At 39.0% G+C, this 25,465-nt stretch carries 26 protein-coding genes and 1 riboswitch; of the genes, 1 reads left to right on the forward strand and 25 read right to left on the reverse strand.

The window, feature by feature from the left end; all coding sequences use genetic code 11:
• Nucleotides 1-10 precede the first annotated feature (10 nt).
• Both BALCAV_RS12140 and BALCAV_RS12145 read right to left on the reverse strand, forming a co-directional pair.
• On the reverse strand, nt 11-958 hold the full coding sequence (locus tag BALCAV_RS12140) for an ABC transporter substrate-binding protein (RefSeq protein ID WP_003323930.1): 948 nt from the start codon (nt 956-958) through the stop codon (nt 11-13).
• On the reverse strand, nt 955-1,509 hold the full coding sequence (locus BALCAV_RS12145) for a hypothetical protein (protein WP_003323931.1): 555 nt from the start codon (nt 1,507-1,509) through the stop codon (nt 955-957). Before BALCAV_RS12145 ends, BALCAV_RS12140 begins: the two co-directional genes overlap by 4 nt.
• Before the next feature lie 283 nt (nt 1,510-1,792).
• Nucleotides 1,793-1,979, reverse strand: a riboswitch (cobalamin riboswitch).
• A gap of 142 nt (nt 1,980-2,121) precedes the next feature.
• Here BALCAV_RS12145 and BALCAV_RS12150 point away from each other — a divergent pair.
• The gene (locus BALCAV_RS12150; protein ID WP_003323932.1) at nt 2,122-3,048 is read left to right on the forward strand and encodes a nuclease-related domain-containing protein; all 927 of its coding nucleotides are present in this window, start codon (nt 2,122-2,124) and stop codon (nt 3,046-3,048) included.
• A 268-nt stretch (nt 3,049-3,316) separates the two neighbouring features.
• Here the strand turns inward: BALCAV_RS12150 and prmC are convergent, their stop codons facing one another.
• From prmC to BALCAV_RS12265, 23 genes are all read right to left on the reverse strand, one after another.
• Nucleotides 3,317-4,192, reverse strand: coding sequence for a peptide chain release factor N(5)-glutamine methyltransferase (gene prmC, locus BALCAV_RS12155; RefSeq protein ID WP_003323933.1), 876 nt, complete (start codon nt 4,190-4,192; stop codon nt 3,317-3,319).
• A 1-nt stretch (nt 4,193) separates the two neighbouring features.
• Nucleotides 4,194-5,264 carry a peptide chain release factor 1 gene (gene prfA / locus BALCAV_RS12160; protein ID WP_003323934.1) on the reverse strand — a complete coding sequence of 357 codons (1,071 nt, stop codon included), beginning with the start codon at nt 5,262-5,264 and terminating at the stop codon, nt 4,194-4,196.
• A gap of 638 nt (nt 5,265-5,902) precedes the next feature.
• Complete coding sequence (locus tag BALCAV_RS12165; RefSeq protein WP_003323569.1) at nt 5,903-7,651, reverse strand: type VII secretion protein EssB/YukC; 1,749 nt, start codon at nt 7,649-7,651, stop codon at nt 5,903-5,905.
• A gap of 532 nt (nt 7,652-8,183) precedes the next feature.
• The gene (locus tag BALCAV_RS12170) at nt 8,184-9,008 is read right to left on the reverse strand and encodes a zinc ribbon domain-containing protein (RefSeq protein WP_003324153.1); all 825 of its coding nucleotides are present in this window, start codon (nt 9,006-9,008) and stop codon (nt 8,184-8,186) included.
• Between the two features lie 18 nt (nt 9,009-9,026).
• Nucleotides 9,027-9,944 carry a serine/threonine protein kinase gene (locus tag BALCAV_RS12175; protein WP_003324152.1) on the reverse strand — a complete coding sequence of 306 codons (918 nt, stop codon included), beginning with the start codon at nt 9,942-9,944 and terminating at the stop codon, nt 9,027-9,029.
• A gap of 1 nt (nt 9,945) precedes the next feature.
• Nucleotides 9,946-10,884 carry a PP2C family protein-serine/threonine phosphatase gene (locus BALCAV_RS12180; protein WP_003324151.1) on the reverse strand — a complete coding sequence of 313 codons (939 nt, stop codon included), beginning with the start codon at nt 10,882-10,884 and terminating at the stop codon, nt 9,946-9,948.
• Nucleotides 10,885-10,890: 6 nt separating this feature from the next.
• Nucleotides 10,891-12,666 carry a DUF6382 domain-containing protein gene (locus BALCAV_RS12185; protein WP_003324150.1) on the reverse strand — a complete coding sequence of 592 codons (1,776 nt, stop codon included), beginning with the start codon at nt 12,664-12,666 and terminating at the stop codon, nt 10,891-10,893.
• A 27-nt stretch (nt 12,667-12,693) separates the two neighbouring features.
• Nucleotides 12,694-13,218 carry an A24 family peptidase gene (locus tag BALCAV_RS12190; protein ID WP_003324149.1) on the reverse strand — a complete coding sequence of 175 codons (525 nt, stop codon included), beginning with the start codon at nt 13,216-13,218 and terminating at the stop codon, nt 12,694-12,696.
• A gap of 29 nt (nt 13,219-13,247) precedes the next feature.
• Nucleotides 13,248-13,820 (reverse strand): TadE/TadG family type IV pilus assembly protein, encoded by a 573-nt coding sequence (locus tag BALCAV_RS12195; RefSeq protein ID WP_003324148.1) that lies wholly within the window; start codon nt 13,818-13,820, stop codon nt 13,248-13,250.
• A gap of 75 nt (nt 13,821-13,895) precedes the next feature.
• Nucleotides 13,896-14,543 (reverse strand): DUF4352 domain-containing protein, encoded by a 648-nt coding sequence (locus BALCAV_RS12200; RefSeq protein WP_003324147.1) that lies wholly within the window; start codon nt 14,541-14,543, stop codon nt 13,896-13,898.
• An 89-nt stretch (nt 14,544-14,632) separates the two neighbouring features.
• Nucleotides 14,633-15,307, reverse strand: a complete 675-nt coding sequence (locus tag BALCAV_RS12205) for a DUF4352 domain-containing protein (RefSeq protein WP_040323953.1) — start codon at nt 15,305-15,307, stop codon at nt 14,633-14,635.
• A 113-nt stretch (nt 15,308-15,420) separates the two neighbouring features.
• The gene (locus BALCAV_RS12210; protein ID WP_040323954.1) at nt 15,421-16,098 is read right to left on the reverse strand and encodes a DUF4352 domain-containing protein; all 678 of its coding nucleotides are present in this window, start codon (nt 16,096-16,098) and stop codon (nt 15,421-15,423) included.
• A 110-nt stretch (nt 16,099-16,208) separates the two neighbouring features.
• A complete protein-coding gene (locus BALCAV_RS12215) occupies nt 16,209-16,856 on the reverse strand; it encodes a DUF4352 domain-containing protein (RefSeq protein WP_040323955.1) in 648 nt (215 codons plus the stop codon).
• 122 nt (nt 16,857-16,978) lie between these two features.
• Nucleotides 16,979-17,593, reverse strand: coding sequence for a DUF4352 domain-containing protein (locus BALCAV_RS12220; protein WP_003324584.1), 615 nt, complete (start codon nt 17,591-17,593; stop codon nt 16,979-16,981).
• Between the two features lie 31 nt (nt 17,594-17,624).
• A complete protein-coding gene (locus tag BALCAV_RS12225) occupies nt 17,625-18,281 on the reverse strand; it encodes a DUF4352 domain-containing protein (protein ID WP_003324583.1) in 657 nt (218 codons plus the stop codon).
• A gap of 154 nt (nt 18,282-18,435) precedes the next feature.
• On the reverse strand, nt 18,436-19,053 hold the full coding sequence (locus tag BALCAV_RS12230) for a DUF4352 domain-containing protein (protein ID WP_003321108.1): 618 nt from the start codon (nt 19,051-19,053) through the stop codon (nt 18,436-18,438).
• Between the two features lie 114 nt (nt 19,054-19,167).
• A complete protein-coding gene (locus tag BALCAV_RS12235; RefSeq protein ID WP_040323956.1) occupies nt 19,168-19,740 on the reverse strand; it encodes a DUF4352 domain-containing protein in 573 nt (190 codons plus the stop codon).
• A gap of 107 nt (nt 19,741-19,847) precedes the next feature.
• The gene (locus BALCAV_RS12240; RefSeq protein ID WP_040323957.1) at nt 19,848-20,525 is read right to left on the reverse strand and encodes a DUF4352 domain-containing protein; all 678 of its coding nucleotides are present in this window, start codon (nt 20,523-20,525) and stop codon (nt 19,848-19,850) included.
• Nucleotides 20,526-20,547: 22 nt separating this feature from the next.
• The gene (locus BALCAV_RS12245; RefSeq protein ID WP_003321110.1) at nt 20,548-22,734 is read right to left on the reverse strand and encodes a DUF5702 domain-containing protein; all 2,187 of its coding nucleotides are present in this window, start codon (nt 22,732-22,734) and stop codon (nt 20,548-20,550) included.
• A gap of 39 nt (nt 22,735-22,773) precedes the next feature.
• Entirely contained in the window at nt 22,774-23,403 is a 630-nt protein-coding gene (locus BALCAV_RS21210) for a TadE/TadG family type IV pilus assembly protein (RefSeq protein WP_003321111.1), read from the reverse strand.
• 17 nt (nt 23,404-23,420) lie between these two features.
• A complete protein-coding gene (locus BALCAV_RS12255; protein ID WP_003321113.1) occupies nt 23,421-23,606 on the reverse strand; it encodes a Flp1 family type IVb pilin in 186 nt (61 codons plus the stop codon).
• Between the two features lie 37 nt (nt 23,607-23,643).
• Nucleotides 23,644-24,507 (reverse strand): type II secretion system F family protein, encoded by an 864-nt coding sequence (locus BALCAV_RS12260; protein WP_003321114.1) that lies wholly within the window; start codon nt 24,505-24,507, stop codon nt 23,644-23,646.
• A gap of 8 nt (nt 24,508-24,515) precedes the next feature.
• Complete coding sequence (locus BALCAV_RS12265; protein ID WP_003321115.1) at nt 24,516-25,460, reverse strand: type II secretion system F family protein; 945 nt, start codon at nt 25,458-25,460, stop codon at nt 24,516-24,518.
• Between the last annotated feature and the right edge of the window lie 5 nt (nt 25,461-25,465).

A 25,465-nucleotide genomic window follows, 5' to 3' on the forward strand; every position in this document is an offset into this window, starting at 1 on the left:
TCAACTACTTTTACTCAAAAAGCTCTGGATAGGCTTCTTTTGCTAATAGTTCTACTGCTTCACCAATTCTCGGGCCTGGTCGTGACAGGATATCACCGTCAACGAGGAAGACTTGGTCATTTTGAACCGCTGAGATTACATCCCATCCGTCACGGGCTTTAATTTCAGCAATTGGGTCGTCAACATAATGAACGGTTGTAAAAATAGCTTCTGGATTACGGCTGACAACTTCTTCTTCACTTAATTTAATCCAACCCTCTTGGTCAGCAAAAACATTCACAACACCAGCTTTGTTCATAATTTCTTGTTGAAAAGTGGCGTCCCCTGTTGTATAAATTTCTGGAGCAGGGCTGATTTCAAAATAAATTTGCTTCTCATCTTCTAAGTTTTGCAGATTTTCCTCAACTGCGGCAACTTGGGCTTGGATTTCCGCATTCAGTTGCTCACCCTTTTCACTTACACCCATGATAGCCGCAATTTGTTCGATGTCACCATAGACATCTTCAAAAGAGGTGGCTGATTCAATTACAAAAATAGGAATTCCTGCATCAATAAGTGGCTCAATCATTTCTCTTTGTCCAATTGTATACGCAATAATGAGATCTGGATTCAAAGCAATAATCGCCTCGGCATCAATATTCATCGAATCAGATACACGTTGAATTTCAAGGGCTTCTTCAGGGTAATTATCAAAATCGGTCGCCCCAACGACCTTATCGCCTACTTCTAAAGCAAATAAGATTTCGGTAATACTTGGTTGCAACGAGACGACGGTCTCAGGAGCTTGGTCAAAGGTAATTTCTGTCCCCTCATCATCTGTCACCGTGTAAGAACTCTCGACATCGTCACCATTTCCTTGAGCTCCGTCTCCTGGCTCATTTGTTTCTGTTTGACACGCTGTTAAAAATAAAATTGTAATAAAAATGCTTAACCACTTTGTCCATTGTTTTGTATTCATTTTTTCTCCTCCTCGTTTTTCGGTTTTCTCATTGGATAGGACTTGCTTTGAAATGGAATCTCCTGGACTTCCTCAAGGTGATTAACAAAAACCGCCATCACAAAAAAGACATTCGCGAGCAAATGAGTGTAATCAAATAAAATCTTCGGTACATCTCTCTCTAAACTAACTTTATGTAGAGCTCGGACAGATTTTTTCGCTTCGCTTCGGCACACATGAAGAGCACATGCCGCATCGGATCCTTGTGGCAATAAAAATTGCGTAATTTGCTCGTGAACAACCTCCAAATATAGGTCGTAAATGTCACTTAACCGAGCTAAATCTTGCTCTTCAATCGCCAATTTCCCTCTGACTGAACCATTCAGATGATAAGCCATCGGCAAAAGTTCCATTAAGTGATCATACACCGTTATCAAATTTGCATTCTTTTTTACTAAACTCACCGCTTGTCCTATTCGGGTCGTCATCGAATCGGTTCTGATTTCAAAATCAACGGTTGAGGCCGATTCACGCATATACGGATAACATAAATACCTCATATCTTTTTTCACATCATCACCTCGTTCCTTGGACGATTCCTTATGAATGTTCTGTGGTTTGCTCTTTTAATGGAAGTTGGCTTTTTTAAAAGGGATTAAAAAGGACATGTTGCCTATAGGAGAGTCGTTTGACGTGGATTCATCATCTATGTGAGCTCATATGGGTAGGCCGGTTTGTTTAACGATATAAAACCATAAAAAAACGCCCGAAAAAATCGGACGGTATCCCTAATATCCATATAAAAAATAGACTGATGGAAACATAACCGTACAATCCTCTTAATTTCCGAAGAGCAAATACATTCAAGATTAGGCAGGTATCCTGGCTTATGCTTCCTTTTACTCTAAGAACCTTCCCATCACTCTTTCATGGACAGTGGTCATCTCTTATTTCATCAGCATTTACAGTTGCGGAAACAGCTTCGGCCTCGCACCGAATTCCCTTTTCACTCTAAATGAGCACCTAAACTCTACAACATATATTCATTTAAACGTAGTGTATCATATTTTGACTAATAGTTAGAGAAAATTTCGTCAGTCTTTATCAAAATGAGCGAAAAAGCTTGCTAAAAAGACAAAAAATTCAGTAAAATATAATAGATACTTTATTAAAAGGAGGCAGAAATGATTGAAAAAACTCGACAAAAACCAATCGAATTATCAATTTGGCATAGTTTAAAAGGACGAGGTCAGCTTTTAACAGAAGAAGACAATCAGCATATACTCCATTTAGAAAAAGGATTTAAAGGTGAACGCGAATTTGACGAATGGACTGCAGATTTACCCGAAGATTGGATTCAACTCCATGACCTCCTCCTCGAAAAAAACAAAACCATTTTTCAACTGGATTCTCTTATCATTACACCAAGCTCCGTCCTTTTATTTGAGGTAAAAAACTACGAAGGTGCCTTTATTTATGAAGAAAACCGGTTTTATACCCATAACAAACTTGAAATAAAAAACCCCCTAGAGCAACTAAACCGTAGTGAGTCTCTACTCAGACAACTTTTTCAGGAATATCATTTACAACCGCCACCGATTACTTCCTATGTGATTTTCATCAATCCTGAATTTCATTTATTTCAAGCTGATCCACATAACCCTCATTTTATCTTTCCACCTTTAATGACCCGATTTAAAAAGAAATTATTACAGCAACCATACAGAAAAATGAAAGCTTCTCACAAAAAGTTAGCTGAATTTTTATTAACTTCTCATCTAAAGCAAAGCCCTCATTCTCGAATCCCCGTCTATGAATATTCCCAATTGAACAAAGGCATTTTTTGTAGCAAGTGCAATAGTTTGAATACTTATTTCAGTGGCCATTATTTACTATGTAGAAACTGCCATTATAGCGAAAAATTTTACGAAGCTGCTAATCGGAGCATCAAGGAATTTCGCTTATTATTTCCCAAAAGAAAATTAACCACAAGTGCCATTAGCGAATGGTGTAAATTAAATAGCCAAAAGCGACGCACTCTTCAAAGACTGCTAACGAAAAAATACAAACTTATCGGTGTTCGGAAAAGCTCCTACTATGTAGACAAGTAAATGGTGACAGTCATTAAACAGGGTGCAAATTTGGATAAAACTTTGAACCGCCATAAATGCTAATGGGACAGTTAAGGCGGTTTCTTTTTTATTTTGTCCTATAACCCTCTTTTATTGGACATTCGTTACGCTCCAACTCTCCTTTTTGTCCTATAACCCTCTTTTATTGGACATTCGCTACGCTCCAACTCTCCTTTTTGTCCTTTCAACCAGCTATACCACAAAAAAACAGCACCAACTCCAAGTCAGCACTGCTTTCCATATTCATCTAATGTAAATCTCCATAACATAGTACAATTCGGTCTTTTCCATTAATGTCATTCACTCTTTCCACTGTCGCGTGTGGAAAAGCTTCCCGTAGCATGCTCGCTACTTCCTTCGTTTGACCGGCTCCAACTTCGAATGCAATAAGACCGCGCTCATTCATAACTAATGGCAGCTCTCGCACAAGGCGTCGGTATAAATCATAGCCATCCTCCCCGCCAAATAAAGCGAGGTGAGGCTCATGTTCTCTCACGTTGACAGCAAGGGTCGCCTTTTCACCGTTCGGTATGTAGGGAGGATTAGAGACGACGATATCAAATTTTTGCCCACTATTCATAGGAGTTTGCAGCAAATCACTTATTTCAAAATTCACTTGTGCCCCTAAATGAACAGCGTTTTCTTTTGCAACTTGGAGCGCCGCTGCTGACAAATCAACGGCTGCTACCTTCACTTGTGCGTCTTCTAGTGCCAACGAAATCGCAATGGCTCCACTACCAGTTCCAACATCAAGCACAGAGACAGCACAACTGTTGCTAAATAGTTCTTGTTTTTTTTGCAAAACAGCGACTACTAGCTCTTCCGTTTCTGGCCTTGGGATGAGCACATGACGGCTAACTTTAAACTGGCGGCCGTAAAATTCTTCATAGCCGATAAGATGCTGAACCGGCATGCCCTCGCTATATTTTTTAACATCCTCACAAAATATCGCGAACACCTCAGGCTCGACCTCATCATGCATCATCATAAACATTTGCGAACGCGATACTTGAAGATGATGACGTAATAACCATTCAATCGCTGGCTTTTCCCACTCAGCCTTTTGTGCCTCTAAAAAAGAAGAAGCCCAATTGAGGGCTCCATTCACAGTCATTTGTTTCATCTTAGTCTTCCGCTCGTTTCATTTGCTCGGCTTGCTCTTCTACAATTAAAGCATCGATAATTTCATCTATCTTTCCTTGTAAAATTTGGTCAAGCTTTTGCAATGTTAAGCCGATGCGGTGGTCGGTTACACGACTTTGTGGGAAATTGTACGTGCGGATACGCTCTGAACGATCTCCTGTACCGACAGCTGATTTTCTCGTTTCATCGTATTCGGCTTGAACTTCTCGTTGGATTTTATCATAAACACGGGCACGAAGAACTTTCATCGCTTTTTCCTTGTTTTTGATTTGCGATTTCTCATCCTGACAAGAAACAACTGTTCCAGTCGGTAAATGCGTTAAGCGAACAGCAGACATTGTCGTATTAACACTTTGGCCACCTGGTCCACTTGATGCAAATGTATCAACACGGATATCTTTATCATGGATTTCTACTTCTACTTCCTCTGCTTCAGGTAAAACCGCAACCGTTGCTGTAGAAGTGTGAATCCGTCCACCTGATTCCGTTTGAGGAACACGTTGAACACGGTGTGCTCCATTTTCATACTTTAATTTGGAATAAGCTCCAGCCCCGTTGACCATAAAGATAATCTCTTTATATCCACCGAGCTCTGTTGAAGTAGCCTCGATCACTTCTGTACGCCAGCCTTGTGCTTCTGCAAAACGAGAGTACATTTTGTAAAGGTCGCCAGCAAAAAGTTGGGCCTCATCTCCACCAGCTGCCCCACGAATTTCAACGATTACGTTTTTATCATCATTCGGGTCCTTTGGTAATAAAAGAATTCTTAAGCTCTCTTCTAATTCTTTTTGGCGTGGGCTTAATTCATTGATTTCTTCCTTCACCATTTCGTACATTTCATTATCAAGCTTCTCTTCAAGCATTTGTTTCGCGTCTTTTAATTGCTCTGCTACTTCTTTATACTCACGATAAACTTGAACAGTTTCTTCTATATTTGATTGCTCTTTAGAATATTCTCTTAATTTTTTTGAATCACTAATGACATCAGGATCACTTAACAATTCATTTAACCGATTATAGCGGTCTTCTACTGATTGCAAACGTTCTAACACGTCTCTTCACCTCATTAAAATTTCCAGTCCATAACAGTCTAATTATAGTATATCGTTCTAGCTAGGTCAATGCGATTCAATTTATGGTATTGATTTGATTCATGGCTAAGGATATCGAAAAATCAGACTTCCTATTAGGAGGGATTTAATCAAATCCACTCAATAGGGAAAGCTATTACTTCTGAGCTTCTTGTGTGACTTGTTTTGGGATTCATTGGAGGGGCCTTTGATTCCTTTTACGGCTCTTGCTTGGTGGCTTTTGGCTTCATTGGCTGGCTTTGATTCCCTTTCTGGCTTGGATTTGATGGCTTCGGGCTTCATTGCGGGCCTTTGATTCCCTTTCCAGCTTTTATTCGATGGCTTCAGGCTTCATTGCGGGCCTTTGATTCCCTTTCCGGCTTTTATTCGATGGCTTCGGGCTTCATTGCGGGCCTTTGATTCCCTTTCACGCTCTTATTCAAGTGCTTCGGGACTCATTACCCCTCTTTGATTCCCTTTTCACCGTTCACCAACTTGCTCCAGGCTTCATTCTCAAATTAATTTCCCATTTCCCCTAAAATTTGACATAAAAAAGCCCCGCAAATGATTAATAAATCGTTTTTGTGGGGCAGAGAGCCATATTCAAACTAAACTTCCTATCAACTTAAATCGTCAATTTGGTCTTCTAATCCTTCGATGAGTTCTTCTTTTTCGTCATCATCTAAGTCATCATCTTTTTTAACTAGAGCGATTTCTTTTTCTAAAATCCGAATTTGCAGCCCTTTATCTTCACGTTCTAGGGCTATTTCACGGGCCTTGTCTAAGTTGTCCTGCTTCAAATAACTGTTGCCGGCTAATTGTTTGGCTCGTGCATTTTCATTTAACTCTTCTTCATAAATAGCGATAATTTGCTCGTCCTCACCATTTAATCTGGCTTGTTCCAGCCGAACGGTTGCATTGTCAGACTCCAAAGATTGTAGGGCTTCATTAGCTTCATCATTGTTTAATTGATACAAACCCGTAACCGCTCCATCTTCAAATTGAGGGGCTAAGGCAAAGGACTTTAACAAACTTTCCACCGTATTATGTTCCCTATATAACTGGGCCAACACTTCCATATCTTCAGCCGTTTTATCTGAGAGGGCTTCAAAAGCGGTAATAGCGTCCTCAACGTCATCATTTGTCAGAGCTTGATATGCAGCAAGTTGCTGTTCCTTTGAGGCTAGCTCAGCTTCAAGCTCTTCGTTTGTCGAGCGTAATTCAGCATTTGTTGCTTCATTATGAGCCATTTCAGTGGATAACGCGTTTGCGGTTGGTCTTACGGATGAGAAATAAAGAATCGTTCCACCTACAATTAGTCCAATTACTAATACACCGACCATCATAAAGATTGTCGAACGATTGAGGGCCTTCTTAAAAGAAGATACCTCAGATGTACTCTTTGTTTCTTGAGGTTCATCCTTAATAGCTGGCGACTGATATCCCTGTGTTGTACTTTGAAATTCTTGATTTGGTGCATGATTATAAGAAGGAAAGGGACTCTGATTCGGGTTCATTTTTGGCTGCTGATGAAAACTTGTCCCTTGATCGATTCCTTCATTCTGTCCTAAAAGAGGTGACTCTTGCTCGCTCTTTGCACTTTGCTTCGTCTGTGAAGTCGCCACTTTCTTATCTGATGAGCGACCATTTGCTTTCGACACGACTTTATTGGAGCTCTGTCCTAGATCACTCTTTTCTTGATGCGGTTTTTCGGTAACCTTTTTCTTCCCTTTCTTAGCTACAGAACTCCCTCGTTTTTCCTTAACCGGCGTTACAGATGGCTCTGGATACTCCCCTTTTAATACTTGAACTAATTGCTCAATTGACTTAGCTTGAATCAAGTCATCAACAAGTGGAGAAGATGTTTTCCCTTCCACAAAGCCTTTTTCGACAAGCTGATGGAAATCAACACCTGAAAATAAGGAAACAATTAAACATTTTAAATGATATAAAAAGGTTTTCCGTTCCAACTTTTCAGGTGGTAGCACCGAACGAATCCCTCGATGTAACAATTTCACCTTACCATCTTGGCGGAAAAAGACATTATTTGGCTCAACTGAAGTCGTAAATTGAGTTCCCTCGATTTGCTGAATGTCGAGTAAGGCCAACGCTAGCTTTTGCTTTTCTTTTTGATTAATTTGTAAAAAATCTACAAATGGAAAATAACCAGGTGACTTTTTATATGTAAGACGGATTTTTTCTTCGTCCATTTCATATTCGACAAGTGGGAAAAACAGAGAGTTTGGTTTTTTTAACTCATCGAGCTGTTCGATCTCTTGCACATTAGTCCCGTGTTTATTTAATTCAACTAAAAATGAATCTTCTAACAAAACAATCGTTCCATTGGAAAATTGTATTTCTTTCGCCAATGCTCTCCCCTCCTTTTCTGATTAAAAAGCGAAGTCCGTTTGGTCAGAAGCGAGAAAAAATAAGAACAGCTGATGAAGACGCTTTTTGTCTTCACTCAGATGGGCGATTTTTCTCGAGCTTCTAACGGACGCAGCTAGATTGATTAAAAAGCGAAGTCCGTTTGCCCAGAAGCGAGAATATTAAGGATCAACGCTAAGTTCGCGCCATCCTGCCGCAACGCCTTGTACCCACGTCCTGTGGGCAAGGGGCGGCTACTGAAGACGCCCTTTGTCTTCATTAGACGAACCGATTTTTCTCGAGCTTCTAACAGGCGTAGCTAGATTGATTAAATTAAGGCCTCTGAAAAACGGTCTACTCGTTAAAATGCGGGTCCATTAGTTAGCATACTCCGCTAGCTCCATACCCTACGCGTTCCGCGGGTGAACTGGGAGCCTCCTGACAAAGTCGCTGTGGGGTCCCCCGTGTTTCACCTTTCCCGCAAGAGTCTCCCGGTATTCCGCTTTATATCATAAAAAAACAGTTATTCTTTAATTAAAAAATAGCTCTCATTAAACCTGATAAAATAAAATCTGCTGTTAAGGCTAAAATGATTGCTACTCCTGCAAAGACGATTAAAAGTCCATAAATCGGGTCAATACCTTTTGACATCTGCTGGCGGTAATAAAAGAAAGTAAGAGCAACTACCGCGACAAGTAGGCTTAATAGAAGAACAACGATTAGTGACGTTAAGACGTTCAATCCAATCGCCGATGAAAGAAAGTAAGCCGCAGCAATATAAACCGGGATGCTTAACCATGTTCCGTATTGACTGACGATGTCATGAAACTTTAAGTCAATCTTGTAGACAAACTTTAACACGGCAAATAGCAGGGCCGCCGTTCCGACAAGAATCACAGCGATGGAAAAGAAAGCTTGGAAAAACAGTTCAAAAAAGTCGCCTGCCCCCAAGAAACCTCTCACTAAACTGGAAAATTGAAAATAAGAAGCTAAGGCAAAAAATAACGAAATGAGAGCAAAGTTGATGAATCCAAAAATGAAGTTGCTTTTCTCATATTTAATTGCGGTTTCTGTCGGTGCTTTTAGTTGTTTTGTGATAAATTGAAAATAATCAGATGCAGTCTTTTTCGCTTGTTCGACCTTTTCATTTTGGCCCTTATTGGTCTCAGTCTCATCGCCACTTGTTGGAGCTTGCGATGGATGCACGGCTTCTATTGCTGCCGCCGTTTCCTTTTTAGTTGGTTCTGTCTCTACGTTTGCTGTCGGCTCTTTTCCACTACTCTCCCCAACCTTTGCACCACAATGAATACAAAACTTATCGGCATTTGTTAACTCTTTTCCACACGCTTGACAATTCATATAAATCACCTCTCCTTATTATAATTGGTCAAAATATATATAAAGACACACTGCTATGAGACTTAGAATCGATACAGAGTATTTTGTGATAAGCCACCAGTTCAGTTGATGACGCCAGGTAGACTTTTGCAATTGCACTAAGCCAGAGCGTAAATACTCCTTCACCTCGGTAATCGATTGCGGACGTTTATCTGGTTCCAACTGCACTAAAGCCTCCAAGCATGTTCTTGTCGCTTTTGTTAAGCCTGTACGAAAGTGCTGGATCGGCTTTTGGGTAATGTAGACAAACTTTCCGCCACTTAACAAATAGTACATTAAGGCACCGAGTGTAAATAAATCGGTTCTTGTATCGGATTGCTGCTTTTCAAATTGCTCAGGAGCGGCAAAACCGACCGTCCCAATTTGTAATGTGTCTTTTAACTTACCTTCATCAAACTTTCGGGCAATCCCAAAATCAATGAGCTTCACTTGCCCATCTGTTGTGATCATTATATTACCTGGCTTCAAATCGCGGTAAATAATGGCTGGTTGTTGACTGTGTAAATAATCAAGGATTTCGGCTAAAGCTAAGCTAATGTTCAAAACCTCTTCTTCTGAAAAAGGCTCTTCTTGATTTTCATACACTTCAAGCAATGATCTTCCATCAACAAATTCCTGGACGAGGAAAAAGTAACGTTCGTCTTCAGAAGCAAAAAAGTCGGCAATTTGAGGTAGGCCTGAATGGTTAAGCTCACTAAGCAATTTCGCTTCAGAAAAGAGGCGACGTGAGATTTTCTGTTTCATATCGGCTACTTTTACAGCCCATAATTGGTTGTGATCGTGGATGTCCTTTGCTAAATAAACGGCCGACATTCCACCTGCACCAATTTGACGAATGATTTCATAACGTTCCTTCAAGACATCACCGGCTTGGAAATGAATATCATGTTTCGCCATTTTACGGTGTTCCTCGCTTCGTTCGACTAAATAAGGACTGCAAGAAGCTCTTCTGTTCTGATTCTGTCACTTGGTCTTTCGCAAATACGTTTCGAACTAATAAAACAGTGATGTTATCTCTTGTACCAGAGAAATTGGCGAGCTTCACTAAATAATCCGCGATAAGTTGCAAATCGGTGTATTCCTTTTCTAACCCTTGTAAAGTCATAATAATTTCTTCATCGGAGAACATCGAATAAAACCCGTCACTACAAAGTAAAAATAAATCACTAGAATGATAGAATCCAACTTGTTCAAATGGGTCAACATGTTCTTCAATTCCAAGACATTGGGTGAGCATGTTTCGTTTGCGATGGTTTCTCGCTTGCTCTCTTGTTAACTTGCCCTTTTTAACTTGCTGTTCAACCCAGGAATGATCTTCGGTTAACAGAGCCATTTCAATTTCGCCTTCTAATTCCTCAGTCAACTGCTCCGCTAAGCTTATGTCGTGTTGCTGCTGTTGATGAATAAACCGTTGAAATCCTTGACTCCCCTTAACTTGATAAATACGACTATCGCCAACATGATAAAGCTGATAATGTCCACCATACATGACGATTAATGATAAGGTTGTGCCAAGCTTGGAGCCAATTTGCAAAAGCTCTTGATTCATTTGCACAAAAAGCTTTTCAAATTCACTAGATAAATGCTGTTGTAAGTTTTTTTTCTTCAATAATTTTGGGACACGTTTTAGCCACCAGCTGTCTAATTTTTTGACGACTAGTTTGCTCGCTTCGGCCCCGTCTTGATATCCACCCATGCCATCTGCAATCGCCAATACTCCAAACTCTTGGCCTTTTGGATCAAGCGTCATTCGTAAAAAATAATTATCTTCATTTCGATCTTTTACTGGTCCTGTATGTGTAGCAAGACCGATTTGCCAATTTTCATTAAAAGTCATAAAGGCTTACTCCCATTTAAAGGTATAATCAACTTTTCCGACTGAGATAATATCATCGACCTGGAGAGCATAGATTTTATATGGCACAAGGGCTTCTCCATTTAATTTTGTACCATTTTTTGAACCTAAGTCTTTCACACCAAAGCTGTCTTCAATGCGAACAAATTCAACATGGACACGTGAAACCCCAATGCTATCTTCCACATAGACGACTGCTGCGTCATTTCGCCCAATCGTAAAATGAGACTGATTGAGTTCAATTTGCTCAAGCTCCCCCTCACGCTCGACCTCTAAATGAGGATTCGTTATTTCAAAATCAACTTCTTCATCAAAATCATCGTCTCCTAATAGAACCGTGTCATCACTTTCTGATAGTAAACCTGTATCCATCATTAACGATTGATCATCTTCCATAAAAGCAACCGGCTCAGGTTTCGGCTTTCGTTTTGACTTTTGTGCTCCTAAACTTAATTCCTCATTAAAAGAAGGCATCACTTGAGGTTTTGTTGCGACCGCTGTGGCTGTTGCCGTTTCTTGATAGGTAGGTTGAACTTGTGTCGCAGCTGGTTGTTGATAGCTTTGTGATTGCGGACTCACTCCTTGGTTAAAAGAAACATAGGTTGACTGTGAACCATTGGCATATCCATTGCTATTTACTCCTTGAGGCATTTGTTGATAATAACCATTGCTAGGCTGATTCTGTTCTTTTGACGCAGCGACTTCTTTACTCGGTTGACCTTTTTTCCTCGATTTGTTTTCCTTAGCTACTCCTGGTTTAAAGAAGAAAATAAAATAAACAGAGGCAACAAGCAATAAGACACTTAAAGCAATAGCTGTATAAAACACCCCTTGTGTCGGAATCGTCTCAAACAACTTCCACACTAACGCGATCGCTAAGGCCGCTCCAACCCCGATATAGAGCTTAATTCGTTGGGTTAATGGCTCACCTTGCTGCTTGTTTTCTTTATTTTTTGGTTTCTTTTTCTTTTCCTTTGCACTCGTTTTGTTTGATTTGGCTGGGTCTTGCCTAAATGGATCAAATGGTTCATTTTGCTCCTGACCTTGTTCATAAGCAAAACTATTTTCATGCCCCTGTGGAGATGGTTGTGGCTGATTGAATGAACCATTGGATTTTTCTGGATGTGGCTGCTGTGGATTCATCGATTGGTAACCTTGATAAGGGTTGGGTCTTAATTGTTGAAGTTCCAATAATAATTCCTTCAAACCAGCTAAATTAAAGGAAGGATTCTCAATATATTGGTTAATCGTATTTAGCTCACTTCCTTGTAAACTATCGACTTTCTTTGCAAGTGAACCTAATAATTCCTTTAAATCTTCCATTGTCGTCGTTTGTTTTTCTAAACTTTCCACCGGTACATACGTTAAATACAGTTGCTGCGACGTTTTGCCGAGATAAATAAACTCTTCCTTTAATATGTACTGATGTTCATTCAGCATATAGAGTTTACTCTGCTCAAGTGTCGTGAGGATGTTCATAAACAACTGATAAAACTCATGTGAGGATAACGGATGTTGAGTTAAATAAACGTTTAATTGACGTTTCGACGTAATGTCATAATACAGCTTTAAGTGAAAATCAATTTCCTCTACAGATAATGGTAGAAGGTTTGGTATTTGGTTCGATTGCATCATCCGTAGTTGTAGATGAATGAGGTTCTCCTCAGTTAGCTCTTGCTGATTCTTTTTAGTAAAAAGTAAATATTGTCCGTTTTTCTCGTGGTAATCATAACTCAAACCAAAGATTGTCTTGCTTTCTCCCATGTTTTTTCCTCCTATCTCATTTTCCAATTAAAACTTTCCTAAATAATAATAAGCGGTTATAACAGCAGGTACGACGGCATACATAAATGGAAAACGAGTCGCCTTTGTCGCTTTAAATGTTTCTAGATGTGATAAATCCTTTGACGTCAAGCTGCTTATCATCGCAAACAAACCTGTGACTAAACGTCGTAAAAAAGTTCTTGTAAAGACTAACAAGACGATGGCAATTAATCCGGCATAAATGATCGAGTACATCATGACGTTGAGTACATTGACAACCCCAATTAATGCTCCGATTCCGGCAAAGAGTTTCACATCTCCTGCCCCTAAAGCTTTAAATACATATAAAAGTAAGAAAATAAGACCTGCAACTAGTAAACCTAAGACTGAAAAAATAAGGCCATCAATGCCATTCATGATTAAATGGAACACAAGACCGACCGCCATCGCCCCCGCCGTAAGCCAATTCGGTAGCTTCTGATAACGAACATCCATATATAAAGCAACTAACAAATAAAGAAATAAAAGATAATCATAAATCTCCAAATACAAACACATACACCTCCCTAAAGCAGCTGGTTTTATGATCCGGTCCAGATTTTTTCGTATGCACTTTGTTCGAGTGTGATGGTGCGATTGACGAAGGGGGCAATGATTGGGACTTCGTAGGTAGCGGTTATGCCGAAGTAGCCTTTTAAGCCATAACCGGACACGTCCAGATCAACATTTGTTACGTTCACCCTACTTGGGTCGAATAAACCATCAGAATTTGCTCTACTAAAATTCGTTTCTACAAAAGGTTGAGTGGCACTGGCTGCTGCCCCACCTAAGACATCCATAATATCAACTCCAAATACCCCTAACACTTCTTCCACCAAATTTTCTACAGAAGATAGATCAAATTCTTCTTCTGTAAAATTTTTGATCCAATTATCTGCTGCATTAGCACCGCCCTCTACAATTAAGGCAGCTGGATAGGCGTGCGTTGCTACGATCTGAGTCGTCTCACTTACAGCTTGTTTCAATGCCATATCTGCCACAGATATTCGAATCATCATCGCTAAAAAGACCGTAAACAGTAAAAATACCGGCATAACCATCGCAGCCTCAAGCGTTAAGCTTCCATCCTCTCTACGCATAAACCTTTTTAACATTCCTGTTCCCACCTCCCCATTCCATCACTTTCAGTAAAAGGACTACTTAGACCTTTCTCCTTTACAAACTATGCATTATTCCATTTCTTCCTCTGTAAAGGTCCAAACGGTATCGTTATGAACAGCATCTGAAGCTATTAAACCACCATTTATTTTTAAATACTGCTCTCCTTCACCCTGTACATCAAATACTAGCTTTCCACTTATTTCTTCTCCTGGTTCTAGGTCACCTGTTATTTTACCGATTGAATCTAGATTGTTTGTAATATCACTTTGACCAGAACCATCTGGAGTATTGGTTATTCTATATGCACCAGCTATATCTTCAGCATCATATGTTGTATCACCAATATTTTTTAATGTAACATCAACTACAAGGTGAAAATCTAGTGGAGAACTTTTACCGTCTATCTCTACCTCTTTACTGATAGAATCTACTGTCATTTCAAAAGCACCTAATGTACTTGATACTCGGCCTGTATCACCTATCGATAAATCCAATTGATCTTCAAATTCCTCACTAGCAACTGGCCCTTCCGTCTCTCCTGAATCATCATTATTTGTGGTCGATTCATTTTCACTACTATTGCCACCATCAACATCATTTACCGTTTCATCGCTACCTACATCTTCCGGTGCACCTGCTCCATTATCATTATTACAAGCGAATAACACCCCTACAGCTAATAAACTAATCCCTGCTACCTTCATTATTTGCTTCATATTTCTCCCTCCTATCTCTTATCTATAAACTGTTTTACTTAATTCAAGTAGGGTGAAGAAAGGTCATTCAAAGCCTTTCTCATTACCGATTACTCCATCTCATCTTCTGTAAATGTCCAGACAGCCTCGTTATAGACACCACCTGCCGCTATTAAGCCAGGTTGTACACGAATATACTGATCTTCCTCACCTTCTCTTACACTAAACAGTGCTTCACCACTTAATTGTTCTCCTGGTTGTAACTCCCCAGTTAATGCGTCTATACTTTCAAAGTTCTGAGACATATCATTCGATCCAGAAACATCTAAATAGATGGTTTGTTCAAGTATTCCTACAGGGTTTGTAACATCTATCACACTGTCTCCTATATTTTTTACAGTTAAATCAACTATAATAAAATAATCAAACATAGGACTTTCTCCATCAATCGTCTTTTCTTTCCTTATTGAGTCAATTGTAATCTCATAAGCCCCTTGATTACTTGAAAACTGTGCCGTATCTCCAATTCCTAGATTTAATTGGTCATTAAAGTCTTGATCTGAGGACATTCCTCCTCCTGAAGACTCTGAATCGGTTTCGTTACTTTCTTCATTTTCATCATCCCCACTATTGGACTCTTCATTATCACTCTCATCAACCTGTTCATTAGGGATTCCCTCACCCTTTGCATCTTCTGATGTGCCTGTTCCTTCATCACTGTTACAAGCTACTAATAAGCTTCCTGCTAATAATGTAATACCTATTGCTTTCATTATTTTCTTCATAGACATTCCCTCCACTCTTTGACTCGCTCACTCTATTTCAATTAAACTCTCCCACTTTTTGCTTAACTCAAATAAGGTGGAGAAAGGCCTTTCATGACCTTTCTCATTACCGATTACTCCATCTCATCTTCTGTAAATGTCCAGACTACGTCGTTATAGACACCCTTTGCTGCTATTAAGCCTGGATTAATAAAAAGAAATTGCTCATTTCCGTCTCTTGCATTATAAATCGCATCTGCAGTTACTTCCTGACCAGGTTCAATACTTCCTTCAAACCCTTCAACACTCTCGTATAAATGAGAGTAGTCTGCAGCTCCCGATCCTTCCACATCATTATTTTGATGTAAAACGCTAACTGTATCATATGCATCTAGTGCTTGTTCACCAATATTTTTAATAGTTAAGTTCATAATAATAAAATGCGATAAAGGTGACGATTTCCCATCTACTTCTTCCGTCTGGCTAACAGAATTTAAAGTAATTTCATAAGCACCAATATTACTCGAAATTTGTGCCGTATCTCCAATTCCTAAATCTAATTGGTCACCAAACTCTAAATCAGATGCCATTCCTCCACCTGAAGACTCTGAATCGGTTTCGTTACTTTCTTCATTTTCATCATCTCCACTATTGGACTCTTCCTCTTCATTATCACTCTCATCAACCTGTTCATTAGGGATTCCCTCACCCGTTGTATCTTCTGATGTATCTGTTCCTTCATCACTGTTACAAGCTACTAATATACTTCCCGCTAGTAATGTAATGCCCATTGCTTTCATTGTTTTTTTCATAGACATTTCCTCCATTCTATAACTCACTCTATTTCAATTAAACAATCCTACTTTTTTTGCTTAACTCAAGTAGAGTGGAGAAAGGCTTCTCCCTTCTCGACTCTGTTCACTTAATCTAAATCACTTTCAGAAAATGTCCAAATAACTTGGTTTTTAACACCATTTGAAGCCACTAAACCTTCGTTTACTCGGATATAGTGTTCATCGGATCCATAAACATCAAAGAGTAATTGAGCTGATATTTCCTCACCTGGATTTACTCTACCCGAAACTGCTTCAAAACTATCAAAATACTGATTAATGTAAGTTCCGGTTCCAGTTTGAGATAACTCATGAGTAATATCGAAAATACCAACCATATCCTCTGCTAACATAGCTTCTTCACCAATATTTTTAAATTTCACATCTGCCACATAGAAATGCTCAAACTGAGCAGAGCGATTATCCACCTCATCTTCAAATTTAATACTTTCAATAGTCAGTTCAAAGTCACCAACATTACTAGAAACTTGACCGGTATCCCCAATTTTCAAGTCTAATTGGTCTTCAAAGTTCCCAGGTGCAAAGGCACTTCCTCCACCTGACTCACTATCGTTTTCAGTATTTTCACCTTCATCATCTGTTTCATTATTTTCTGCATCAGTGACTTCCTCTTCTGTTACTGGTTCATTGTTTTCTGCTTCTTCGTTATTATTACAAGCTACTAATAAACTCCCCGCTAGTATTGTAATTCCGATTGCTTTCATCATTTTTTTCATAGACATTCCCTCCACACTTTAACTCGCTCACTCTATTTCAATTAAACACTCCCACTTGTCTGCTTAACTCAAATAGGGTGGAGAAAGGTTTTTAAATTTAGTTACCTTTCTCCTTTATACAACTAATTCCGTGCTTCATTAAGATCAAAGGTCCACCTTACATCATTCTGTACAGCGTCTGAAGCAATTAGTCCAGGATTTACTCTGATATATTGCTCTTCACCTGCATAAATATCGAATAATGCTTCGACACTCACGGTATCTCCTGGAGCAATTTTCCCATCTAAATACTCTATACTTTCAAATTGCGAAGAATAATCAGGTGTACCTGAAGCCTCTAAATTGTCAGTTATCTCCAGAATACTAATAGTACTTTCTCGCTCTAATACAGATTCACCTATGTTTGTAATCGTCACTTCTGCTTTTATAAAATGATCAAACATCGGTGCTTCACCATCTATCTCGTTATCAATAAGTTCAACTGAATGGATTGTAATTTCAAATTCACCAGTATTACTAGAGATTCGAGCGGTATCTCCGATTGCTAAATCTAATTGATCTCCAAAATCTTGGTCAAATACCGCTTCACCTGTCTCTTCCTCTTCTGTATTATCATCGACCTGATCATCACTTGCTCTGATTTCATCTGGTACGCCTGTTCCTTCATCGCTGTTGCAAGCTGCTAATATACTTCCCGCTAATATTGTAATACCGACTGCTCTCATCAGCTTTTTCATAATAGCCTCCTACATTTAATATCTCTTTTACTTACTCTTTTGCTTCACTTGTCTCAAATGTCCAAATCGCATTATTCTTGACTCCACCCGCAGCAACTAATCCACTGTTGACTCTAATGTACTGTTCTTCCCGATCTCTAATTACAAAAAGCGCTTGACCACTAACTGTTTCACCTGGTTGAAGTTCTCCTTCCAATCCATCAATGCTATCGAATTGTGATGAATAGTCTGGCGCACCAGACCCATCTAAGTTACTTGTTATTTCAAGAACTCCTATAGTATTATCTGGTGCTAAAACTGTTTCTCCAATATTTGTTACGGTAATGTCTGCAATAATCCATGCATCAAATAATGAGCCTTCACCATCAATTTGTTCTTCTGTATATTCAACTGAGTCAATGGAGATTTCAAACTCTCCTATCGTGCTAGCAATTTGTGCTGTATCTCCAATAATAAGATCAACTTGGTCTTCATACTCACCTGTAGAAGCAACCCTATTCGAATCACTAGTCTCTGAATCTTCTTTACTTAAAGAATCCTCTTCTCCATCTCCTGACGTTTCACTTCCAGTATTATCATTATCAATTAACCCATTTTCAGCTTCTACTGAACCCTCATCTGAATTACAAGCTATTAATAAACATCCTACTAGTAATAAAATACCGATTGCTTTCATTGTTTTTTTCATAGACATTCCCTCCACTCTTTAACTCGCTCACTTTATTTCAATTAAACAATCCCACTTGTTTGCTTAACTCAAATAGAGTGGAGAAAGGTCTTATTTAGATCCTTCTCATAAGCTAAATTCCTCATTCATAATGGTGTTTTGGCACCCTCGAAATTTATTGAACTTCATCTTGAGCAAAGCTCCAAGTTACTTGGTTCTTTACAGCATCGGATGCTACCAGTCCATCTGTAATCCGCAGGTAATAAGTATCAGCTTCATACACTTGATAGACCATTTCTCCTGTCAATCCCTGCCCTTCATTTATTTCCCCATCTAGTGCATCAAATGATTCAAACCAATTTGAGACCTCTGGTTCACCTGATCCTTCTAGAAAATCTGTCATTTCAAACATTCCTTTTAATTCTCCAGCGTCAATTGCCGCACTTCCAATATTCTTTACTTCAACTGAGACAATATGAAATGTATCTAGTTGCGAATTTTCTTCATCAATCTCATCTTCTCTTTTAACTGATTTAACTGTTATTTCGAACTCCCCAGTATTAGTTGATACTTGTGCTGTATCTCCTAATTTTAAATCTAACTGGTCTACGTATTCATTAGTTGAAGTATTTCCTTCCGCACCAACATTACTTTCATCTACATCTTCTGTGTCTTCATTTTCTTGTTCAATTTCATTAGATTTATCAGTTCCATCGGTATCATCATTATTACAAGCAACTAACAAGCTCCCCGCTAGTATTGTAATACCAATTGCTTTCATTATTTTTTTCATAGACATTCCCTCCACTCTTTAACTCGCTCACTCTATTTCAATTAAACACTCCCACTCGTTTGCTTAACTCAAATAGGGTGGAGAAAGGTCATTCATGACCTTTCTCATTACCGATTACTCCATCTCATCCTCTGTAAATGTCCAGACTGCCTCGTTATAAACACCACCTGCCGCAATTAAACCAGGCTGTATACGAATAAATTGTTCCTCTCCATTTCTTGCATGAAATAGTACCTGACCATTTCTCTCTTCTCCAGGCTGCAGATCTCCTGATATAGAATCGATCGTTTCATAATTCTGAGAGTAATCTCCTGAACCTGAACCTTCTAAACTAGAGGTTTGATCTAATACACCTACCGGATTAGATGCATCTAATGTCTCATCATCAATGTTTTTTACCGTCACATCAACTACAATAAAGTAGTCAAACATAGAACTCTTATCTTCTACGGTTTCTTCTTGTTTTAACGAATGAATCGTAATTTCATAGGCTCCAAGATTACTTGAGATTTGAGCAGTATCACCAATTCCTAATTCTAATTGGTCGTTAAACTCTAACTCAGATGCCATTCCTCCACCTGAACCCGTTGTATCTTCTGATGTGTCTGTTCCTTCTTCACTATTACAAGCTACTAATAAACTTCCCGCTAGTAATGTAATACCTACTGCTTTCATTGTTTTTTTCATAGACATTCCCTCCACTCGCTCATTCTATTTCAATTAAACAACCCTACTTCGAATGCTTAACTCAAATAGAGTGGAGAAAGGCCATTCAAGACCTTTCTCATTACCGATTACTCCATCTCATCTTCTGTAAATGTCCAGACAACCTCGTTATAGACACCACCTGCTGCTATTAAACCGGGACTTATTCGAATAAATTGTTCCTCATTTTGATACATATCAAAAAGTGCTTGCCCTTTAATTTCTTCTCCAGGTCCTAAATCACCAGATATTTCATCAACACTAGGAAAATCCCTAGAAAAATCACCAGATCCGGAACTTTCTAACCGGTCTGTTTGATCTAAAATTCCTATCGGGTTGTATGCATCTATAACTTCATCCCCAATGTTTTTTACCGTTACATCAACTACTATCATGTAGTCAAACATAGAAGTCTCTCCATCGACTTCTTCTTCTCTCTTCACTGAATGAATCGTAATTTCATAGGCACCTTGATTACTCGAGATTTGTGCAGTATCTCCAATTCCTAAATCTAACTGGTCGTTAAACTCTAAATCAGATGCCATTCCTCCACCTGAAGACTCTGAATCGGTTTCGTTACTTTCTTCATTTTCATCATCTCCACTATTGGACTCTTCCTCTTCATTATCACTCTCATCAACCTGTTCATTAGGGATTCCCTCACCCGTTGGATCTTCTGATGTATCTGTTCCTTCATCACTGTTACAAGCTACTAATATACTTCCCGCTAGTAATGTAATACCGATTGCTTTCATCATTTTTTTCATGATAGTCTCCTCCATTGCTTGTTTAATAAGAATAATAAATCTCTTTTTCTATAATAAATTCCCTATCCTTTACTTCCCCACTCAGAATACCTGCATTACTTAATAATGATGTCACACCAGGTAAAAACCAAAGTTGGAGCGAAGAAGAAGCATTGCCTTCAATATAAGTTGGTAGCTGAGTTAAATCAGAGCCAGATTGTTGCTCAATTCTTGCCATAGTCCGAGGTATTTTATTTCCCTCAAGATGTAAAAATAAAAACAACCTAAGATGATCACGATAGTCCATCTCAAACCTTATACCTTCAAAAAACTCTATTCGTTGACCTCTTCTTAATCTATCTATATCAATTACAGTTTCTTTTATTGCATACGCAATCGCAGCCACCCACATAAATTTTCCAAAGACCCTAACTTCTTGTTTTGTAAATGCCTCAACTAAATTAACTGCAAACCTGAAGGCAAATATTTCGGTCATGGCTAGTGCGAAATTATCGGCGGCGTTTGCTTGTCCGTATAAGATGAACTCAATTTCATTTTGATCAACACTGTAATCTTGTTTGGAGAAGTCATGCGATTTGAATTTAGTCATGATGTATTCGTTGACATATAGCTCATCTCTCGCATTTAGTAAGATATTGCCCATATTTTTGAACAGCATATCAATTAAGTTAAAGGTAGAGTCAGATAAATCGTCTGTGTTGCCTCGGTCAATTGGGATTTCACTATCAGCAGCCTCAATATATTTAGATAGAATCTCTAATAGGTCATCATAACCTTCATTTGAATCGGCAATCCCATTTAAAAAATCATCTAAATCTTCATTCGCATCTTCTAAATTCTCATCCGCTTCATCCTCTTTGTCTTCCACTTCCTCAGATGATTTTTCATCGGTGCTTTTCATTTCTTCAATGCCGTCTTTTAAATGGTTAAAAGCTAGTAGGATATTTTGACTTCCTAGTTCGTGTGCCTCTCTTAGTTGACCTAATGTGGTTCCAAAAAATTGTGGCTGTTCTTGGTCAATCATCGTTCCTATAGCGTTAATTTTAGAACGCATCGCATCTGTGTGCTGGGCTGCTCCGTCATCAACGGCATCTTTACCAATTCGGATATACTCAAGCAAGGTTTCAAAAAACTCATCCTCAAAAACAAGCTTATCTAATTCATCTCTTGCTTCTCCAATCCCGCCTTCAGCCCCACTATAACCACTGCTATTATCTGAGTTGCTCATATTCCCTGCATCAATAGCATCAGAAAAGTCAACGTCTTCATCCACACTTGCTAACTCATCAGCAATATTTTGATTATGCACCCTAGCTTCTTCAATTAACGTTCGTGCATCTACAAGGAGTTCTCCAATTTCTCTGACGTCATTGTAAATACCCTCAGCTAGATTGCTTGCTCTTTCAATAAATTTGTCAGCATCTTCACTGTTCTTTTCACGTTCTTCCTTCTCCTCATCACTAAGGTCTTCATCACTTTCACTTTCCTCAGCTCGAATCTCTTTGTATCGCTCAAAATGATTTCTGACATCATCTAGATTATTAACATCTGGAAAGCTTGAACTACTTGAGTCTTGCACCTGTCCTGCATGCCCCTCGATAATATCTTTAGCCGCTCTTAACTTTTCTAGAGCTTCATCTAGTTTTTCCTCACGCTCTTCCAAGTCTTTTCGAATTTTCTTATGAACTTTGCTTAGTTTTGAAGCTTCTTCCATCGCACTTGAAATACCGAGTATGCCTTCAATCAATGCCTGCCCGACTTCAATTGGGGCTGAGTATTTCATTTCTTCAAGAACTTGGTGTTTAAAAATTTCCGAATGGGCCAGCATTCGCCCTTCATCAACGACGACATTCACTTCGCCTGATACTGGTTGTGGGGTGGAAAAGTGAAAAATATCGCCACTGCTTCCATCGACTGCTAAATGGTTTTCAAATACTTTTTGAAAGATTTCATTGGCTTCTTCTTGACCACCATCAGCTCCGAATAAACCGTAGCTTTTGACACCTTGGTCAAAGTTGGCCATTACCGAGCGGGCTGCAGCTCTTGCTGCTTGTTCTGTTTCCCTTTCAGCGACCATAATTCTCATATAATCAATTAGTACCGCGTTAAAAAGAAACAGGAGTAGAGTGATCATGATGGCGTAAATCGAAACGGCCCCATGTTCATCAAAAACGAGCTTATGGTAAGCTTTTTTTAACCATTTTTTCATTCCTCTACTCCTTCCTGATTTTCATCAATCATTTAATCACTAATTCTTATTGCTTCCTATTTTTTCAATATAAGAGCCAAACTCTCCAATTTTTCCGTAGAAATAGACGGCAAAATCAACATTTCTGATCCATTCCACTGGTTCTGTAATTGGCCTTTGGGACTGAGCTTTAATTTCTGTCACTCCAAAAAGATCGGTCACATAACTTGGGAATGATAAAGGCTGCTCGACGGTGACGACAATCGCGTTAAAACCAAAAAGTTGCGGTTTCATCTCCACCGTCACATTCCCTAAAGCAGCATCCTCTAGTTCGGGCCGCAATTTATCTGCTGCCCGGTTCGTGCCCACCGAGGGTATATTAAGAAAATCGAGAAAGCTAGCTTCGGCGGTTCTCCAATACAATCCATCCCCACCATCAAAGGTTGTATACGTACTGAATTCCCCTGTTTTTGGATCCATCTGACTATTCGTCCACGAGGAGGCCACTTGGTCGGCAATTTTATTCGCTTGATATTGCACGACCGATTTTTGATAAATAAATAGACTAAAAAAAATTAAGCACATCGTGATGATAAGAATAATAGGGAATAACATCGATGCTTCAATCGTAAAGACCCCTGACTGATCGTCTTTAAACCTTTTTAAACGTTTGTGAATCAACTCAGCCATGTGTCAAACAACCTTTCTTAATCAACAAAATTATCAATTGTATCATCACCAAATTCTAGTAAACCATCAATCCATTCCATAATTTGAGTTCTAAACAACAACGCAATGACAACAATAACGGCAATAATAAGCATGATTTCTAATGTCTGTAAGCCTTCCTCGTCGTTCCAAAAGTTTGTGAAAAAAGTTTTCATTGTTTCCATATGTGATTCCTCCTATTTTTTGGGTGATTGAATTTATTTACAAAATGGTTATTGCTGGATAGCCAACAATAATCATTACTGCAACGAAAATTAACATGAGTGGGAAAACGAGCTTAGATGAAGCTTCTTCCCCTTTTGTGCGGGAGATGTTTTTTCTTTTCTCCCATAAGTCATGTGATAGTTCACGTAAGGATAAGATTAAATCCTGACCGCCTTTGCGATAATTAAGTAAAACAGTGGTTGTGAAAATCGATACGTCTTGCATCGCACATTTTTTACTAAAGTCATTCATGACATCTGCAAATGGTTCATTACTTGTCAATTTGTTCACGACGACTCGTAGTTCTTCATATAATGGAGAATCATCGCCTCCATTTAACTCGACACAACGGATGAGTGCTTGTTGGACTGTTTCACCAGCATTAACAAGTAAAATGATTTTATTGACGACCTCTGGAAGCTCGAGTAAAATCCTTTGCTTTCTTATTTTTTCTTTATTCGAAAGCTGGTTCACTAACAGAACTGGAATTAAGATGGAGAAAAAGAGTCCTGCTCCAAACATAAAATGGTCGCCTTCTGATAAGAGCCCGAGCATCCCAGCCGCGAGCAAACAAAGGAGAACAACCGAAACGAGTTGAGTCATAAACATTCTCGTATGCTTATATGCCTCTCTAGTTCCATAAAGGCTAATCATTTTTCCTTGAATCGAGGATACTTGCGTATGCAATCGTTCTAGCAATCTAGTCTTATAGATGAGATGCAACGATATCGGTGCCATAAATTTCAATGGATATTGATCGCCAAATTCCTCAATGACTTCATCATATTGATTACGTGAGAGCACCGATAAGACAAAATAAATGACGACGATAATTCCAACGAGTATTCCATAAATGATCATGTCTATGCTCACACCTCAATTTTCATAATTCGTTGACTGAGCCAATACGAGAATAGCAACAAGCCTAAACAAATCGTCATAATAATTGGTCCGAGATTTTCCCACTGATAAAGCGGGTCCATATACTCGCCCGATGAATATCGCAAAAAGGCAACTAAGGCGATTGGCATCACCGATAAAATTCTTGATTCGAATTTTTTCTGGGCCATCATGACCTGTACCTCTTGTTGAATATCGACCTTTTCACTAATGACATCCGATGTACGCCGAATGACTTCAACCAAGTTCCCACCTGTTCGTTTACATGTAATAAACACATCGGCAAAATTTAAAATATCTTCTGAATCAGAACGGTTCGCAAAATCTTGAATCGCCCGCTCAATCGTTTCCCCATTCTCAATACGGCGATTAATAATTTCAAATTCGCGGATGATGTGCGTGTTAGGATCTGGGTAAAGCAGCCTTAAGTCACCGACCACTTCACGAAAGCTATTTTCAATCGACCTCCCTGCAGCAAGCGACGAAGATAAGGAGGCAATCGCTTCTTTAAACTGGAGATTCAGCTTTTCTTTCCGATTCATTTGTAATGCTTTCCTACGCATTTTTGGAAAGAAGAAGGCAAGGGAGCCGATGATTACAACCGCTATCCAACTTTCATAAAATAAATACCCAAGTAATCCTAAAACGGTAAAGGCTACAAGAAAATAGAAGATCCATTCCTTTTTAGACAAAAAGTATTTGGAATAATCAATCAAGTGACCTTCTACTTGCTTTGGTGCTCTCCGTTTATTCGCTTCCTCTCGAATTTCACGAGCTCGTTTCGCAAAGCTGCTTTCCGCTTTTAATTCCTTACCGTCAAATCCATCTTTCTCTCGTTTTTTCCGCTTGCGGACGGCATTAATGTAAACGACAACTAACCCGACTAAAAACAATATCAGAAATAGATCAAACATTTCTT

The sequence above is a fragment of the Alkalihalobacillus alcalophilus ATCC 27647 = CGMCC 1.3604 genome (genome assembly GCF_000292245.2).
GTDB lineage: Bacteria > Bacillota > Bacilli > Bacillales > Bacillaceae_D > Alkalihalobacillus > Alkalihalobacillus alcalophilus.